This is a genomic window from Bacteroidales bacterium, assembly GCA_021648725.1.
Classification (GTDB): Bacteria; Bacteroidota; Bacteroidia; order Bacteroidales; family JAADGE01; genus JAADGE01.
The window spans coordinates 49,177-63,566 of record JAKISF010000019.1 but is presented as its reverse complement, the minus strand read 5'-3'; the positions used below and the strand labels follow the sequence as shown (position 1 = coordinate 63,566).

15 protein-coding genes are annotated in these 14,390 nt (G+C 31.7%); 14 read left to right on the top strand and 1 reads right to left on the bottom strand.

What is annotated here, in order from left to right; genetic code table 11:
• Together L3J35_08605 and L3J35_08600 are read left to right on the top strand one after the other, a co-directional pair.
• Window positions 1-712 (top strand): hypothetical protein (locus L3J35_08605; protein ID MCF6366248.1); only part of this gene is annotated, 712 nt, incomplete at its 5' end.
• A gap of 88 nt (window positions 713-800) precedes the next feature.
• Window positions 801-2,921 (top strand): hypothetical protein, encoded by a 2,121-nt coding sequence (locus L3J35_08600; GenBank protein ID MCF6366247.1) that lies wholly within the window; start codon window positions 801-803, stop codon window positions 2,919-2,921.
• Between the two features lie 61 nt (window positions 2,922-2,982).
• Here the strand turns inward: L3J35_08600 and L3J35_08595 are convergent, their stop codons facing one another.
• On the bottom strand, window positions 2,983-3,603 hold the full coding sequence (locus L3J35_08595) for a 7-carboxy-7-deazaguanine synthase QueE (GenBank protein ID MCF6366246.1): 621 nt from the start codon (window positions 3,601-3,603) through the stop codon (window positions 2,983-2,985).
• 99 nt (window positions 3,604-3,702) lie between these two features.
• Here L3J35_08595 and L3J35_08590 point away from each other — a divergent pair, with 99 nt between their 5' ends.
• The 12 genes from L3J35_08590 (at window position 3,703) to L3J35_08535 (ending at window position 14,338) form a co-directional block, all read left to right on the top strand.
• Entirely contained in the window at window positions 3,703-4,809 is a 1,107-nt protein-coding gene (locus L3J35_08590) for an AhpC/TSA family protein (protein ID MCF6366245.1), read from the top strand.
• A 37-nt stretch (window positions 4,810-4,846) separates the two neighbouring features.
• Window positions 4,847-5,059 carry a DUF6485 family protein gene (locus L3J35_08585; protein MCF6366244.1) on the top strand — a complete coding sequence of 71 codons (213 nt, stop codon included), beginning with the start codon at window positions 4,847-4,849 and terminating at the stop codon, window positions 5,057-5,059.
• Between the two features lie 288 nt (window positions 5,060-5,347).
• The gene (locus L3J35_08580) at window positions 5,348-5,803 is read left to right on the top strand and encodes a SoxR reducing system RseC family protein (protein ID MCF6366243.1); all 456 of its coding nucleotides are present in this window, start codon (window positions 5,348-5,350) and stop codon (window positions 5,801-5,803) included.
• A 19-nt stretch (window positions 5,804-5,822) separates the two neighbouring features.
• Window positions 5,823-6,764 carry an RnfABCDGE type electron transport complex subunit B gene (locus L3J35_08575; GenBank protein MCF6366242.1) on the top strand — a complete coding sequence of 314 codons (942 nt, stop codon included), beginning with the start codon at window positions 5,823-5,825 and terminating at the stop codon, window positions 6,762-6,764.
• A 21-nt stretch (window positions 6,765-6,785) separates the two neighbouring features.
• Complete coding sequence (rsxC, locus tag L3J35_08570) at window positions 6,786-8,120, top strand: electron transport complex subunit RsxC (GenBank protein ID MCF6366241.1); 1,335 nt, start codon at window positions 6,786-6,788, stop codon at window positions 8,118-8,120.
• Between the two features lie 117 nt (window positions 8,121-8,237).
• Window positions 8,238-8,609: a four helix bundle protein gene (locus tag L3J35_08565; GenBank protein MCF6366240.1), complete on the top strand. Its 372-nt coding sequence runs from the start codon at window positions 8,238-8,240 to the stop codon at window positions 8,607-8,609.
• A gap of 291 nt (window positions 8,610-8,900) precedes the next feature.
• On the top strand, window positions 8,901-9,908 hold the full coding sequence (locus L3J35_08560; GenBank protein ID MCF6366239.1) for an RnfABCDGE type electron transport complex subunit D: 1,008 nt from the start codon (window positions 8,901-8,903) through the stop codon (window positions 9,906-9,908).
• Between the two features lie 242 nt (window positions 9,909-10,150).
• Complete coding sequence (locus tag L3J35_08555; GenBank protein MCF6366238.1) at window positions 10,151-10,762, top strand: RnfABCDGE type electron transport complex subunit G; 612 nt, start codon at window positions 10,151-10,153, stop codon at window positions 10,760-10,762.
• Window positions 10,763-10,808: 46 nt separating this feature from the next.
• Entirely contained in the window at window positions 10,809-11,393 is a 585-nt protein-coding gene (locus L3J35_08550) for an electron transport complex subunit E (protein MCF6366237.1), read from the top strand.
• 46 nt (window positions 11,394-11,439) lie between these two features.
• A complete protein-coding gene (gene rsxA / locus L3J35_08545; GenBank protein ID MCF6366236.1) occupies window positions 11,440-12,018 on the top strand; it encodes an electron transport complex subunit RsxA in 579 nt (192 codons plus the stop codon).
• A gap of 110 nt (window positions 12,019-12,128) precedes the next feature.
• Window positions 12,129-13,355, top strand: coding sequence for a gliding motility-associated C-terminal domain-containing protein (locus L3J35_08540; GenBank protein MCF6366235.1), 1,227 nt, complete (start codon window positions 12,129-12,131; stop codon window positions 13,353-13,355).
• A gap of 47 nt (window positions 13,356-13,402) precedes the next feature.
• Complete coding sequence (locus L3J35_08535) at window positions 13,403-14,338, top strand: type IX secretion system membrane protein PorP/SprF (GenBank protein MCF6366234.1); 936 nt, start codon at window positions 13,403-13,405, stop codon at window positions 14,336-14,338.
• The last annotated feature ends 52 nt before the right edge of the window (window positions 14,339-14,390 follow it).

Genomic DNA, 14,390 nt, shown 5'->3' with positions numbered 1-14,390 from the left:
GCTGTACAGAAAAGGATTTTGGCAATTTTATACTGCACTCGGGTTGGCATTTTCTGTTTTACCGTATCTAATGAAACATGCTTCAAGTCCCAAAAAAATATTAAAAAATCCGATTCAGGCACTTGTTAAAAATATTTTAGATGCCGAATATATTCTTGAAGAATTTAAAAATCGTAATAAAAAACGCAAAGTAATTATAATTGAAGGAATCAGGCAAGGCGGTAAAAGCACTTATGCCGAGAATTTTATGGATCTGTTAAAACAAAAAGATAAAAAAGTTTCGGGGTTTCTCGCAAAAGGTACTTTTAAGAATAACGAAAGGGCAGAATTTCACATAACTGATATAAATACAAAAGAAAGTAAATTATTGTGTAAAGCAACCGGCAACAACGAGCAAAAAAGAATCGGACGCTTCTATTTTAATGAAGAAGGCTTAGAGTTCGGAAAAAAAATACTTAAACCTGAAAACCTTAATAATGCCGAATATATATTAATTGATGAAATAGGACCGTTTGAATTAAAAGGAAAAGGTTGGTCAGAGTCTATTGAACAACTATGTGAAAATGATTCTTATACCATGATTTGGGTTGTTCGCGAAAATTTAGTGTATGATATATTAAGACGTTTCGGTATTACCGATGCTTTGATTATTGATATTAACCAAGATAATTATTCAGAAATAATTTCGAAAATTGATTTAAAAATTACATAGTAATTAATTATTTATTAATATTACGGCTTATTTGTCTTATTAATTTTTTGCACGATTGTTGCATATCTGTTAAAAAAAGTAAACTATTATGAGAAAATATGTACTAACCTTTATTTCATTATTTTTTATTACAACTCTTTCTTTTTCGCAAAGTGCAAAGAATGCAGAGAAGTTATTACTTGCCGGAAATTTTCCTGATGCAATTAAAGCTTATGAGAAATTAATTGAAAAAGATCCCGAAAAAGCAGTATATCACATGAACTTAGGAGAGTGCTACCTGAGAACTCCCGACAGAAATAATATGTCAATTGCAGCACTTCAAAAAGCGGTTATATTATTTGAGAAAAAGAATAACAGTAAAGGTTTTTTAGATGCAAAGTTTTTATTAGGAAAAGCATATCATGCAAATCATATGTTTGAGGAAGCGATTCGAACTTATAACGAGCTTGTTATCAATAAAGAATATAAAAAATACAAGTCAATTGCAATTCTTGAAAATGAAATAAGGGCTTCGGAAGCTGCAATTGAAGAATTTAAAAAGAAAAGAAAAATTAAAATCAGTTCTCCCGGTAATGCTATAAATACCGAATATACACAGCATTCTCCGTTTTTAATTGAAGATAAAGGAATTTTTGTTTATACCTCAAAAGAAAAAACATCTTTCAGAACTGAAAAAACAGAGGACGGAGAATATGATGAAAATATATTTTTCATTAATATAGATAATGAAAATGATAAAGAACCCGATCCTTATTCAAAACCTTTAAATTCAAAAGATAATGAAGCAAGTTGCTGGGTTTCTAAAGACGGCACATTTATGTTGGTTTACAAAAGCGGAGATATATACACAAGCCAATATTCAGGAAATAACTGGACAAAACCCGAAAAATTTAAAGCCGTAAATTCAAAATACAGCGAAACTCATGCATCAATGAATCAAGAAAGAAACATTGTTTATTTTTCAAGTAATCGCCCCGGAGGAAAAGGCGGAAAAGATATTTATTACATAAAAAAAGATAAAAACGGAAATTGGACGGATGCAAAAAACCTCGGAAAAAAAATAAATACAAAATTTGACGAAGAAAGTCCTTATATACATGCTGACGGAACATTGTTTTTTAGTTCAAAAGGGCACAATTCTATCGGCGGGTATGATATTTTCAAATCAAAAGGAGCAAGTCCCACTAAATTCGGAAAACCTGTTAATCTCGGAATGCCCGTTAATTCTGTAGAAGATGATATTTTTTATTTTGAAACAAGCGATAATAAAAAAGCCTATTTTATGTCAAAACGCCCGGAAGGAAAGGGCAGGGGAGATATCTTTTTAGTGAATTATTCAGACTCATCACTATATCATCTTTTAGTAAGCGGAAACGTGCAAAGTGAAACAGGAACTGAATGCGATGTAAAAATAAGCAATATTGCTACAAAGAAAAGATTCTTTAATCAAAAAACTGACGGCGATTTTTCGGCAAATGTTGACAGAGATAATAATTATTTCGCTTCCGCAGAAGCTCCCGAACATTTTTTTGAAGCATTTACCTTTTCAGCTCCTTATGACGATGAAATTGAAAAAGATTTAGGAAATTATAATTTAGATAAAATTAACAGAGGCAAAGTTCATAAAGTGTATTCTTTAGATTTTGAAGAAGGCAGCTCTGATTTAAATAATGAAAACTATCTGTTCCTGAATGTTTTGTCTGATTTTATGTCGGAAAATAACGACTTAGTTGTTAATATTTCTACAAAAAACGGTACAGATGAGAAAATTGCAAAAAAAAGAAAGCAAAATATTATAGATTATCTGAAACGTGAAGGCGTTACCGAAAATATGATATATGTTGATTTATTGGAATATAAAAATACCGATAAAGATGTGTTAGTTACAATTTTAGATAAACAAGGTGCAAATAATGCCTTTACTGATGTTGTTGATAATACTGATACAAATCAAGATGATTTAGATGACGGAGGAATAAGCGGTGTTTACACAATTCAATTAGGTGCTTTCTCCAGAAAAATATCAAAAGAACACAGATTCTTTAAAGATTTCAGAGGAAAGGTAAAAATCAGAAGCGGAAATGATAATTTAAATCATTATACATACGGAAAATATAAATTCAAATCTGATGCTGAGAAATATCTCGTAACAATTCACAGTATGGGATTTACGGATGCATTTATAAGAGAAATAAGTTGGTATAAATAGATTTACAGGTATTAACAAAGGCTTTTCTTAACTGAAGAGCCTTTGTTTTTTATGTTGATAATTACGGAATATGCAAATATTTATGAAGTTGAACGGATAAATTCCATTTAGGATTCTTTTTCACGTATTCTATTATTCTTAAAGTATTTTCTTCTCTGTTACTCCATTCGGGTTGTAAATATAACTTACAGTTTTCAGATACTTTTTTTGAGCACTCCTCTGCCCAAAGCAAATCTTCATTTTTAAAAATAATCATTTTTAGTTCATCAGCTTTTGAATATATATCTGCCAAAGGAGGCTTTTGTTTTTTTGGAGATAAACAAACCCAATCCCATTCTCCTGATAATTCGTAAGCTCCGGAAGTTTCAAGAAAAGTTTGTAAGTTTTTTTCTTTTGCCTTTCGTATTAAATAATTCAAATCATAACTTAACGGTTCACCTCCGGTTACAACAATTGATTTTGCTTCGGATAAATATGCTTTTTCGATAATTCCTTTCGTTGATGCTAATGTATGCGAATCAGTATTCCACGAAACTTTTGTATCGCACCAACTACAGCCTATATCACAACCGCCTATTCTTATAAAATATGCAGCTTTCCCCGTATGATAACCTTCGCCCTGAATTGTATAAAATTCCTGAATCAGCGGCAGTTTCCTTCCGTTTTCAAAAATATCGTTCATATTTGAATTTTGAGCCTGCGAAGATTTAAAAATTTAATGAATTCTGAAAATAAATTATCTTTGCATAAGTCAAAACACCGAATAATTAATTTTATGAATATGAAAAAACTTATCATACTTATTATTTCTTTTTTAGTATTCTTTTCTTGCAAAAATTCTTATAAAAAAGAAAATGATTACTTAATAAAGGGATATATAACAGGTTATTTTGAAGGGAAAGTTGTATTAGGTAAATATCTTGACGGTAAGCTTGTTACAATTGATTCCTTATTTATGACCAAAAGTAAATTCAAGTTTAAACATGTTAAAATCAACACCCCTGAACTATACTACCTTATTGTTGATGACGGACAAATTATTATTGAATTTTTTATGGAACCCAATCATGTTCAGGTAAATGCAGATTATAATAAACAAGGCATGGTTGAAGTGCAAGGTTCAAAAACACATGCCGAATATGTTGCATTTTTAGAAAATAATGTTGTGTTTGAAAATAAACAAAGTAAAATTTATGAACAAAAAGACATTGCTATGTCTAACAACGATACAGCATTACTGACAGAATTAGAAACCGATTTCAGAGCAGTTTCGGAAGAGCAAATGAATTTTATTTTGAAATATGTTAAAGAAAATAACGAAAGCTTTGTTTCAACATTCATTGCATCTCGAAGCTTAGCAGATTATTTACCTTTAAATGAACTTGAAAAAATAACCGAAAACTTTAAAGATACGGTAAGAACTTCGGTATATTATAAAGAACTCTCAGATAAAATTGAAGTAAGAAAAAGAACACAAGACGGAATGCAGGCACCTGATTTTTCATTGCCCGATACATCAGAAACAAACATTTCTTTATCCTCATTACAAGGAAAATATGTATTGCTTGATTTTGCAGCATCATGGCACGGATTAAGCCGAAGCAGAAATCCCGAATATAAAAAATTATATGATAAGTTTAAGCCGAAAGGTTTCGAGATTTTTCAAGCTTGTTTGGAAAGAAATAAAAAACAATGGAAGCAAGTAATTGAAGCTGACAAAATAAATTGGATATGTGTGTCAGATATAAAAGGTTTAGATTCAGATGTTGTTAAGCTGTACGGTATCAGAACTTTCCCCGTAAATTATTTATTAGATAAAAACGGTAAAATAATAGGTTCAAATCTAAGTGCCGAAGAATTAGATGAAATTCTTAAAGATATTTTGTGATTTTTTTTAAAACAACAATAAATTAAAAATAAAAACTATGGAATGTAAAAAGGCTAATAATTTAAAAAAGTGTAATTGTTCATATCCGTGCTCAACTAAAGGAATATGTTGCGACTGTATTGCTTCTCACAGAAGAAACGATGAATTGCCTGCCTGTTATTTTCCTGATGATATCGAAAAGGGTTATAACCGCTCAATACAAAATTTTATTAATGTTGTTCAAGAAAGAGGAACAGGATATCTAAGATAAATAATTTTACTTGTGCCGTTTAGTTAATTTGCAACAATTTAAATTTTTGTATTCGCATAAAAAGTCGAAAAATACATAAGTTCCGTTTTTTTGCAGGATTTAAAGAATATGTTCCGGCACATAATTATGAATAGTATTCTCAGAAGTTGAAGTTTTAAAAAATCTCATAATTTATCTAATTTAATAGAATACAGCATTTATTTAAAACCGTTCTAAATTAAAATTTATGTTTTATAAAATGAGTTGATTAATTCTAATTACTTAAATTTGCAGTTTTAAAATTTTGGTGTGGGGAAAAATGTACAAATAGAGCATAAGGGAATCATTAAGGAAGTTAAAGGCAGTGAGTTGCAAGTCAGCATTATAAGTCATTCAAGTTGTGCGTCTTGTTCGGTAAAAGGTTCTTGCTCTGTTTCTGATGTTGAAGAAAAAATAGTTGATGTGTTTGTTGCAAACCCAAATGAATATAAACAAGGAGAGCATGTTGAAGTGTATTATAAACAATCATTAGGGTTCAGAGCATTATTTATCGGCTATATTTTGCCTTTTTTGGTATTGCTTGTAACAATGATTATAATGTTATCTTTTACCGAAAATGAATTATTTGCCGGTTTAGTAGCTTTAGGTGCATTAGCCCCTTATTATTTAGTAGTATATTTAACAAAAGATAAACTAAAAAAAACATTTTCATTTTCAATAAAAAAATCAATTGTTTACCCGAAAACGGGTGCCGTAAACATTTAAGATATTTAAATTATTTATAATGAATGAAGTAGTAATAGCAACAATAATAACAGTAAGTTCCGTAGGAATAATTGCTGCAATTATTTTGTATTGGGCATCTCAAAAATTTAAAGTTTTTGAAGATCCTCGTATTGACGAAGTTGAAGAAGCATTACCGGCAGCAAATTGCGGCGGTTGCGGTTTTCCCGGTTGTCGTAATTTTGCAGAGGCTTGTGTTAAAGCAGATGATTTAGACAGTTTGAATTGCCCTGTAGGAGGTAATGAAACAATGGCAGCAGTTGCAAAAGTATTGGGAAAAACAGCAAGTGAAAAAGAAAAGCTCATTGCTGTCATAAGATGTAACGGTGCTCCTCAATTCAGAAAAAAAACAACCGAATTCGACAGTGCATTAAATTGTACAATTCAGCATAATCTGTATGCCGGAGAAACAGCTTGTCAATATGGTTGTCTGGGATTAGGAGAGTGTGTTGATGCTTGCGGTTTTGATGCAATGTATATGGATCCCGAAACAAACCTTCCTGTTGTTATTGAAGATATGTGTACGGCATGCGGTGCTTGTGTTGAAGCTTGCCCGAAAGATATTATTGAACTTAGACCGGCAGGAAAGAAAAGCAGAAGAATATTTGTTTCTTGTATTAACCAAGACAGGGGGGGAACAGCAAAAAAAGCCTGTGCAGTTGCATGTACCGGTTGTACATTATGTCTGAAAGAATGTAAGTATGATGCAATTACAATTGAAAACTTTTTATCATATATCGACCCGGTTAAATGTGTTCTTTGCAGAAAATGTGTAGGAGTTTGCCCGACTAATGCAATATGGGAAGTAAATTTACCTCCGAGAAAAGCAAAACCGGCAGTAGAGAAAAAAACTGCAACAGAAAAGAAAGAAGTTGATTTAATAAAAGTTGCGAAAGAAAATTCGGCAAAAGAAACCGATAATAAAGAAAATAAAACTGAATAAGGATTATAAAATCTAATAAAAATGTTAAAAACATTCCCGAAAGGAGGCATTCATCCTCCCGAAAACAAATTATCGGCAGATAAAAAAATTGAGGTTTTAGCAATCCCGAAGCAAGTAAGTATTCCTGTGTCTCAACATATCGGGGCACCTGCAAAAGTTTCGGTAAAGAAAGGAGATATTGTAAAAGTCGGACAAGTAATAGCAGAGCAAGGTGGTTTTGTGTCAGCAAATATTCATTCTTCGGTTTCAGGCAAGGTTTTTAAAGTTGATGCTGTTATAGATACAAGCGGATATAAAAAACAAGCCGTAATAATTAATGTTGAAGGAGATGAATGGGATGAGAAAATTGACAGAAGCGAAGATTTTATAAAAGACTTTAACTATAGTTCGGAAGAAATTATTAAAAAAGTTCAAGAAGCAGGTGTTGTAGGTTTAGGAGGAGCAACTTTTCCTTCTCATGTTAAATTAATGCCGCCGAAAGGAACAAAAGCAGAAATTCTGATTATCAACGGTGTTGAATGTGAACCGTATCTTACGTCTGATCACAGATTAATGTTGGAGAAAGGCAAAGAAATGCTTGTCGGAACAGAAATTTTAATGAAAGCCTTAAAAGTTGATAAGGCAATAATCGGAATTGAAAATAATAAATCTGATGCAATTTCTCATCTTAACAGCTTATTAAAAGATTATAAAGGAATAACTGTTGTTCCGTTAAAAGTTCAATATCCGCAAGGAGGAGAAAAACAATTAATAAAAGCTGTTACGGGCAGAGAAGTTCCTTCGGGAGGTTTACCTATTGCAGTAGAGGCCGTAGTCCATAATGTAGGAACAGCCTATGCTGTATATGAAGCAGTTCAAAAAAATAAGCCGTTAATTGAACGTGTTGTAACAATTACCGGAAAATCTGTAAAAAATCCCGGTAATTATCTTGTAAGATTCGGCACTCCGGTAAAGGATTTAATTGAAGCATCAGGAGGTTTGCCCGAAGATACAGGAAAAATTATCAGCGGAGGCCCCATGATGGGAAAAGCTCTTAATACAACAGATGTTCCTGTTGCAAAAGGAACTTCTGGTATATTAATTATGCCGAAAGATGAGTCGAAAAGAAGAGCATTTAAACCATGTATAAGATGTGCAAAATGTGTTGAAGTTTGCCCGATGGGATTAGAACCTTTCTTGCTGATGACAGTTGCTGAAAAAGCATTAATTGAAAGATCAGAAAAAGAAGATGTCATGGATTGTATCGAATGTGGCTCTTGCAGTTATGTATGTCCGTCAGACAGACCATTATTGGATTATATAAGATTAGGAAAAAACCAAGTAGGAGCATTAAGACGTGCAAGAAGTATGAAGTAAGAAATTATGTTGTTGAAAAGATAGTTAAAAGGTGGTCAAAGGTTGTTTTTAAAAGGTCAAAAGATAGTTAAAGGGTGGTCAAAGATTTTTGAAAGGTTGTCAGAATCAGTATATTAGTTGAAAAATAGGAATATTATGTTTATTGATGATTTAAAAGTGTACAGTATTGCGATGGAAGTTGCTGAAAAAGTATATAAAGACATAATGAAATGGAATGATTTTTCAAAAGATACAATCGGAAAACAATTAATCAGATCAGCAGATTCAATTGCAGCAAATATAAGTGAAGGGCATGGGAGGTTTCATTATAAGTCAAATAAGTTGTTTAATTATTACTCAAGAGGTTCTTTAAATGAAACTTATACGTGGTTAACCAAAGCAAAGAATAGGAAGTTAATAAATGAAGAGAGATTTTTAGAATACAAAAATGAATTAACATCCTTAAGTGTTAAACTTAATAATTATATAAAGTCAATAGGGAAGAAATAGTCAAAGATAGTTTTAAAAATGGTCAAATAATAGTTAAATAATTGCTAAATGATAGTTTGAAAAAATGAAGAAAATGTCAAAGATAGTTGAAAGGATAGTCAAAAAATAGTTAAAAGATGGTCAAAGGTGGTTGATGGTTTACAATGCAAATCTTGATTTCTTGACAATACTTAATCAACTTCTGCAATACACAACAATTATTTTAACAATATTTGACCAAACATGACAACATTTAACAATTAATTAATAACAATAGAGTAACAAATAAAAAATATTAAAAATAGATAGAACATGTCTAAACTAATAGTCTCATTATCACCGCATCAGCTCGGAACAAATTCCGTTAAGAAATTAATGTACGGTGTGTTAATTGCATTAATTCCGACTTTACTGTTTTCGGTATATTTTTTCGGATTAGGTGCAATTATCGTGATTGCTTCGGCAGTAATTTCATCCGTTTTATTTGAATATTTGATTACAAAATACATTTTAAAAAGAGAATCAACCGTGATGGACGGTTCCGCTGCATTAACCGGCTTATTATTAGCATTTAACTTGCCGAGTAGTTTGCCCGTTTGGTTGGTAATTATAGGTGCTTTTGTTGCGATTGCAATCGGTAAAATGTCATTCGGCGGATTAGGAAACAACCCTTTTAACCCGGCGTTGGTAGGTCGTGTTTTTCTATTAATTTCATGGCCCGTACAAATGACAACCTGGCCTAAGCCAAGTGTAATTACAGAAAAAATGTTAGGCTATACCGATGTTACAACAGGGGCAACTCCTCTCGGACATCTCGCTGAATTTATGAGAAACGGAGACAGTATGACCAAAATCAGCGAAAAAGTTCCCGATTATATGGATATGCTGTACGGTAATATGGGCGGTTCATTCGGTGAAGTTGCAGCTTTAGGATTAATTATCGGATTATTGTATATGTTGTGGAGAAAAATCATTACTTGGCATATTCCGATTTCAATTCTGGGAACAGTTGCAATTTTTACAGCTATTCTTTGGGGTATAAACCCTGATAAATTTGCAGATCCTGTGTTTCATTTATTAACCGGAGGGATTTTACTCGGTGCTATTTTTATGGCAACAGATTATGTAACATCACCCATGAGCAAAAGCGGAATGTTAATATATGGAGTCGGTATCGGAATTTTAACCATTGTTATAAGAATTTGGGGAGCATTTCCGGAAGGTGTTTCATTTGCAATTTTAATTATGAATGCATTTGTACCGATAATAAATATGTATATGAAACCGAAACGGTTCGGAGAAAAAATTAAAAGTAAATAGTTAAAATTATAGTCAAACAATGGTTAAAAGATAGTTAAAATAATAGTCAAAAGTAGTATAAGAAATGGTCAAATAATAGTTGCAAAGTGATTTAAAGATGGTCAAAAAGCAGTTAAAAATTATTAAATAAATACCATTACTTGACCACTATGACAACACATGACAATTTTTTAACAACATTTGAACTTTTAAAGGAAAATTTAAATAAATAATCATTAGTCATTATAAAATAATCAATTGAAATGGCATCTAAAAAGAAATCATCATTTGTAAATATGGTCGTTGTGTTGTTCATTGTATCAGCAGTTGCAGCCACAGTTTTAGCATTTGTTTATCAAGCAACAAAAGAACCTATTGCAAAAGCAAAACTTGAGAAGAAAAAAAGTGCAATAGGACAAGTTCTTCCCGAATTTGATACAATATTTGATCCTATTTCCAATATGTTCAAAATAGCATTGTCAGAAAGTGACAGTCTTGAATGTTATCCTACAAAAAAAGACGGAAAAATATGCGGATATGCAATTAAAGCAAATACAAATAAAGGTTTCAGCGGCGAATTTTGGATTATGGTAGGTTTTACGCCTGACGGGAAAATATATAAAACAGCAGTTCTTGAGCACCATGAAACTCCGGGTTTAGGGGATAAAATGCAGAAAAATAAAAGCGATTGGAGCGAACAATTTACAAACTTAAACATTTCTGAAATAAAAGATACAGACGGTGACGGTATTCTTATAGAAGTTACAAAAGACCAAGGAACCATTGATGCAATTACGGCTGCAACTATCAGTTCAAGGGGTTTTTGTGATGCTTGTGAAAGAGCAAGAAATGCTTTTAATAAAATTGAAAAATAACTTAGCTAATAGTCTGTTAATAAGATAAATATAATACTAAAATAATATGAGCAAATTAAAAATATTTTCAAAAGGTTTTTTTGCAGAAAATGCAGTTTTTGTTATGTTACTCGGACTTTGTCCTACTTTGGGAACAACATCATCTGCATTAAACGGATTAGGAATGGGACTGGCAACAACTTTTGTATTAGTGATGTCGAATATTGTTGTTTCATTAGTTAAAAACCTGATTCCCGATAAAGTAAGAATCCCTGCATTTATTGTTATTATCGCATCTTTCGTTACAGTCGTGGAGTTGATGATGCAGGCATTTGTTCCGAGTTTATATGATGTTTTAGGTTTATTTATTCCTTTAATTGTTGTAAACTGTATTATTTTAGGTCGTGCAGAAGCATTTGCTTCAAAAAATAATGTTTTTGATTCTGCTCTTGACGGGCTTGGAATGGGACTCGGATTTGCAATGGCTCTTACAATCTTAGGTGCTGTGAGAGAAATTCTCGGAAGCGGTTCTATTTTTGACATCAGCATTTATCAAGGCGACGGTGCATTGGTATTTGTATTAGCTCCCGGTGCTTTTATTGTTTTGGGTTATATAATCGCAGTAACTAATAAATTGTCTAAAAAAGTATAACCTTAATTTTATTTCAAATATAAAATATCAAAAAAATATCTGAATCATGGAATACATTTTAATTATTATATCAGCAATTTTTGTAAATAATGTTGTTCTTGCACAATTTCTCGGAGTATGTCCTTTTTTCGGAGTTTCAAAGCAAGTAGAAACTGCAGTAGGAATGACCGGTGCTGTTATTTTTGTAATGACCGTTGCAACGGTTGTAACGTTTTTACTTCAAAAATATGTTCTGGATGCTTTCGGAATACAATATATGCAAACAATTACATTCATTTTAGTAATTGCATCTTTGGTACAACTGGTTGAAATTATATTAAAAAAAGTAAGCCCTTCATTATTTCAAGCTTTAGGAATATTTTTACCTTTAATTACAACAAATTGTGCGGTACTTGGTGTTGCAATACTTGCCGTAAGACCTGACTATGGTTTTGATTTGATGCAAAGTACTGTATTTGCAATTGCTTCTGCAATTGGTTTCGGTTTAGCCTTAATAATTTTTGCAGGCCTCAGAGAACATATGGATTTAGCCGAAATACCAAAAGGAATGAAAGGTGTACCGATTGCCTTTGTTACGGCAGGTTTACTGGCACTTGCATTTATGGGTTTTTCGGGAATCGCATAAATATTTGAAACAAATTTTATTAAAAGTCGTATCTATTAAGGTACGGCTTTTGTTATTTATAAAGATATTGCTACTTTTATGGGTTCAATGTGTTATTAATTTTTTTTAATATGAAGAAACTATTGCTGATTTTAATTATAACTTCCGTTTCTTCGGTCTTATTCGGTCAAGGAATAACAAACAACGGAGCTAATTTTTATGTTTCTGACGGTGCATTTATTCACGGAGGAAATTTTGTAAATATTACCGCAGGAGAAAATCCGGAAATTGATTTAAACGGAACAATAGAACTTGAAGGTAATTGGATTAACAATTCTTCAACAGAAAATATATTTGTTAATATTGAAAATTATCCGAACGGCACATTAATACTGTCAGGCACAACAGAAACAAATATTGCAGGCAGCAATAAAACATTTTTTGAGAACCTTTCGATAGTAAACGAAACAAAAACTATTCTTGTAAATAATTGCGAAATAAACGGTTTGCTTTCCTTAAACGGAATTCTTAATCTGAATTCAAACAGACTTATTTTAAATAACAATAACTTCGAGATTGAATATATAAGCGGTTATATTTTTTCAGAAACAATACCGTCAGACGGACTCGGAGAAATTGAAATGAAAATAGGAGATTCGCAAAATACATTTAACATTCCTTTCGGTTCGGGAAATACCGAAAATGATTTAAATGTAAGCTTTACTCCTGAAGAAGCAGGAAGTTCGGGAGGCTCCGTTGTGTTTGCAACTTACCCCACGAATATAGAAAACGAACCTTTGCCTGAAAATAATTATAATTTAGGAGATGTAATCGCAAATAAAACAATAGACAGATTTTGGAAAATTGCACCGAATTATACCGTAAATCCTGATGTATCATTTACGCTTTCATATACTGATTCAGATATCGAAGGAAATGATTTAACAGAAAATAATCTTAAATTAATCCGATTTAATACCGAAAACGAACTTTGGAATGATATAATTTTCACTCCGAATATTAATGATATTAATAACACGGCATCAATTGAATCTGTTTCGGGAAAAGATTTTTTTAATTGGTGGACATTAGCAGAAGTAAATGAGCAAGCAGCAGAGTTTGATATTCCAAACGGAATTACACCTAACGATGACGGTTTTAATGACACATGGGTTATTGATGATTTGCCTGAAAATTCGCAAGTAATAATATATAACAGATGGGGAGATGAAGTTTACAAAAGCAACAATTATCAAGGTGAATGGAACGGAGGAGATCAACCTTCGGGAGCATATTACTATATTATCACATTGCCTGACGGTAATAAACTAAGCGGTGATATTAATGTTCTCAAATAAACATTGATACTGCAAAGATTTTATTTTTAATAACATAATTATTTCGAATGAAGAAATTTTACATATTATTTTTAGTATTTGCATATTTTTCATTTCAAATAAGAGCACAACATGTACCGCTTGTTACTCAATTTGAACTGAATAAAAACTTAATAAATCCTGCCGCTTTCTCAAATGATGAATTAAGCATAAATCTTTTTTACAGAAATCAATGGACAGGTTTTGAAGATGCACCCCTTACAATGGGAATAAATGCAATGAAGAAGTTTAACAATATGAATTTCGGATTATTTTTAATAAATGATAAAGCCGGAGTTTTTGAGCAAAATACAATACATTTAAATTATGCTTACGATTTACAAGTTGCCGAAAAAATGTTACTTTCTTTCGGTATCTCGGGCGGTGTTGATTTATATGCAATAAATTATCCCGAACTTTATTTAAGACAAAGCAGCGATCCTTTTTTAATGACAGATAAAAATAATACGGCTCTTCCTGATTTTAACTTAGGCTTAATGCTTCATTCCGCAAATTCGCAAGGAAAAAAAGTTTATTCAAGCACTGATACCCGGCAAGAGTTTTATGCCGGAATTTCAATTCAACATATTCTCGGAGTAATTACACTTAACGATATAACTAAAAACGGCAGCTATTTGCTTAAACATTACAACTTAATGGGAGGTTATTTGTATCCTGTTAATAAAGATGTCGGTTTGGAAGCAAATGTTTTATTGAAATACGTTAAAGATGTTCCGTTTCAGGCAAGTTTCGGAGTAAGAGCAATTTATAAAAAAGCATATTGGGGAGGAATTTCTTACAGAAGCTCAAATGATATTATTCTGAAATTAGGATTATACATTTCTCAAAAAATTCTTGTAGGATATTCTTTCGATTTGGTAACTTCAAGTATTCCGAGCAAAACTTCTCACGAGTTTGTTCTGGGATACAGGCTAAATAACAGTGTTATCGTTCCTAAATATTAAAATATAAAAAAATAAATTCAGAAAATAAAATATTAACATAGAAATAATTACC

Bases quoted from the DNA above. Each gene is read 5' to 3' on its own strand.
- L3J35_08590 (MCF6366245.1), top strand. From the start codon at position 3,703: ATGAAAAAACTTATCATACTTATTATTTCTTTTTTAGTATTCTTTTCT.
- L3J35_08555 (MCF6366238.1), top strand. From the start codon at position 10,151: ATGGCATCTAAAAAGAAATCATCATTTGTAAATATGGTCGTTGTGTTG.
- L3J35_08595 (MCF6366246.1), bottom strand. From the start codon at position 3,603: ATGAACGATATTTTTGAAAACGGAAGGAAACTGCCGCTGATTCAGGAA.
- L3J35_08540 (MCF6366235.1), top strand. From the start codon at position 12,129: ATGAAGAAACTATTGCTGATTTTAATTATAACTTCCGTTTCTTCGGTC.
- L3J35_08585 (MCF6366244.1), top strand. From the start codon at position 4,847: ATGGAATGTAAAAAGGCTAATAATTTAAAAAAGTGTAATTGTTCATAT.
- L3J35_08560 (MCF6366239.1), top strand. From the start codon at position 8,901: ATGTCTAAACTAATAGTCTCATTATCACCGCATCAGCTCGGAACAAAT.
- rsxC (MCF6366241.1), top strand. From the start codon at position 6,786: ATGTTAAAAACATTCCCGAAAGGAGGCATTCATCCTCCCGAAAACAAA.
- L3J35_08600 (MCF6366247.1), top strand. From the start codon at position 801: ATGAGAAAATATGTACTAACCTTTATTTCATTATTTTTTATTACAACT.
- L3J35_08575 (MCF6366242.1), top strand. From the start codon at position 5,823: ATGAATGAAGTAGTAATAGCAACAATAATAACAGTAAGTTCCGTAGGA.
- rsxA (MCF6366236.1), top strand. From the start codon at position 11,440: ATGGAATACATTTTAATTATTATATCAGCAATTTTTGTAAATAATGTT.
- L3J35_08535 (MCF6366234.1), top strand. From the start codon at position 13,403: ATGAAGAAATTTTACATATTATTTTTAGTATTTGCATATTTTTCATTT.
- L3J35_08550 (MCF6366237.1), top strand. From the start codon at position 10,809: ATGAGCAAATTAAAAATATTTTCAAAAGGTTTTTTTGCAGAAAATGCA.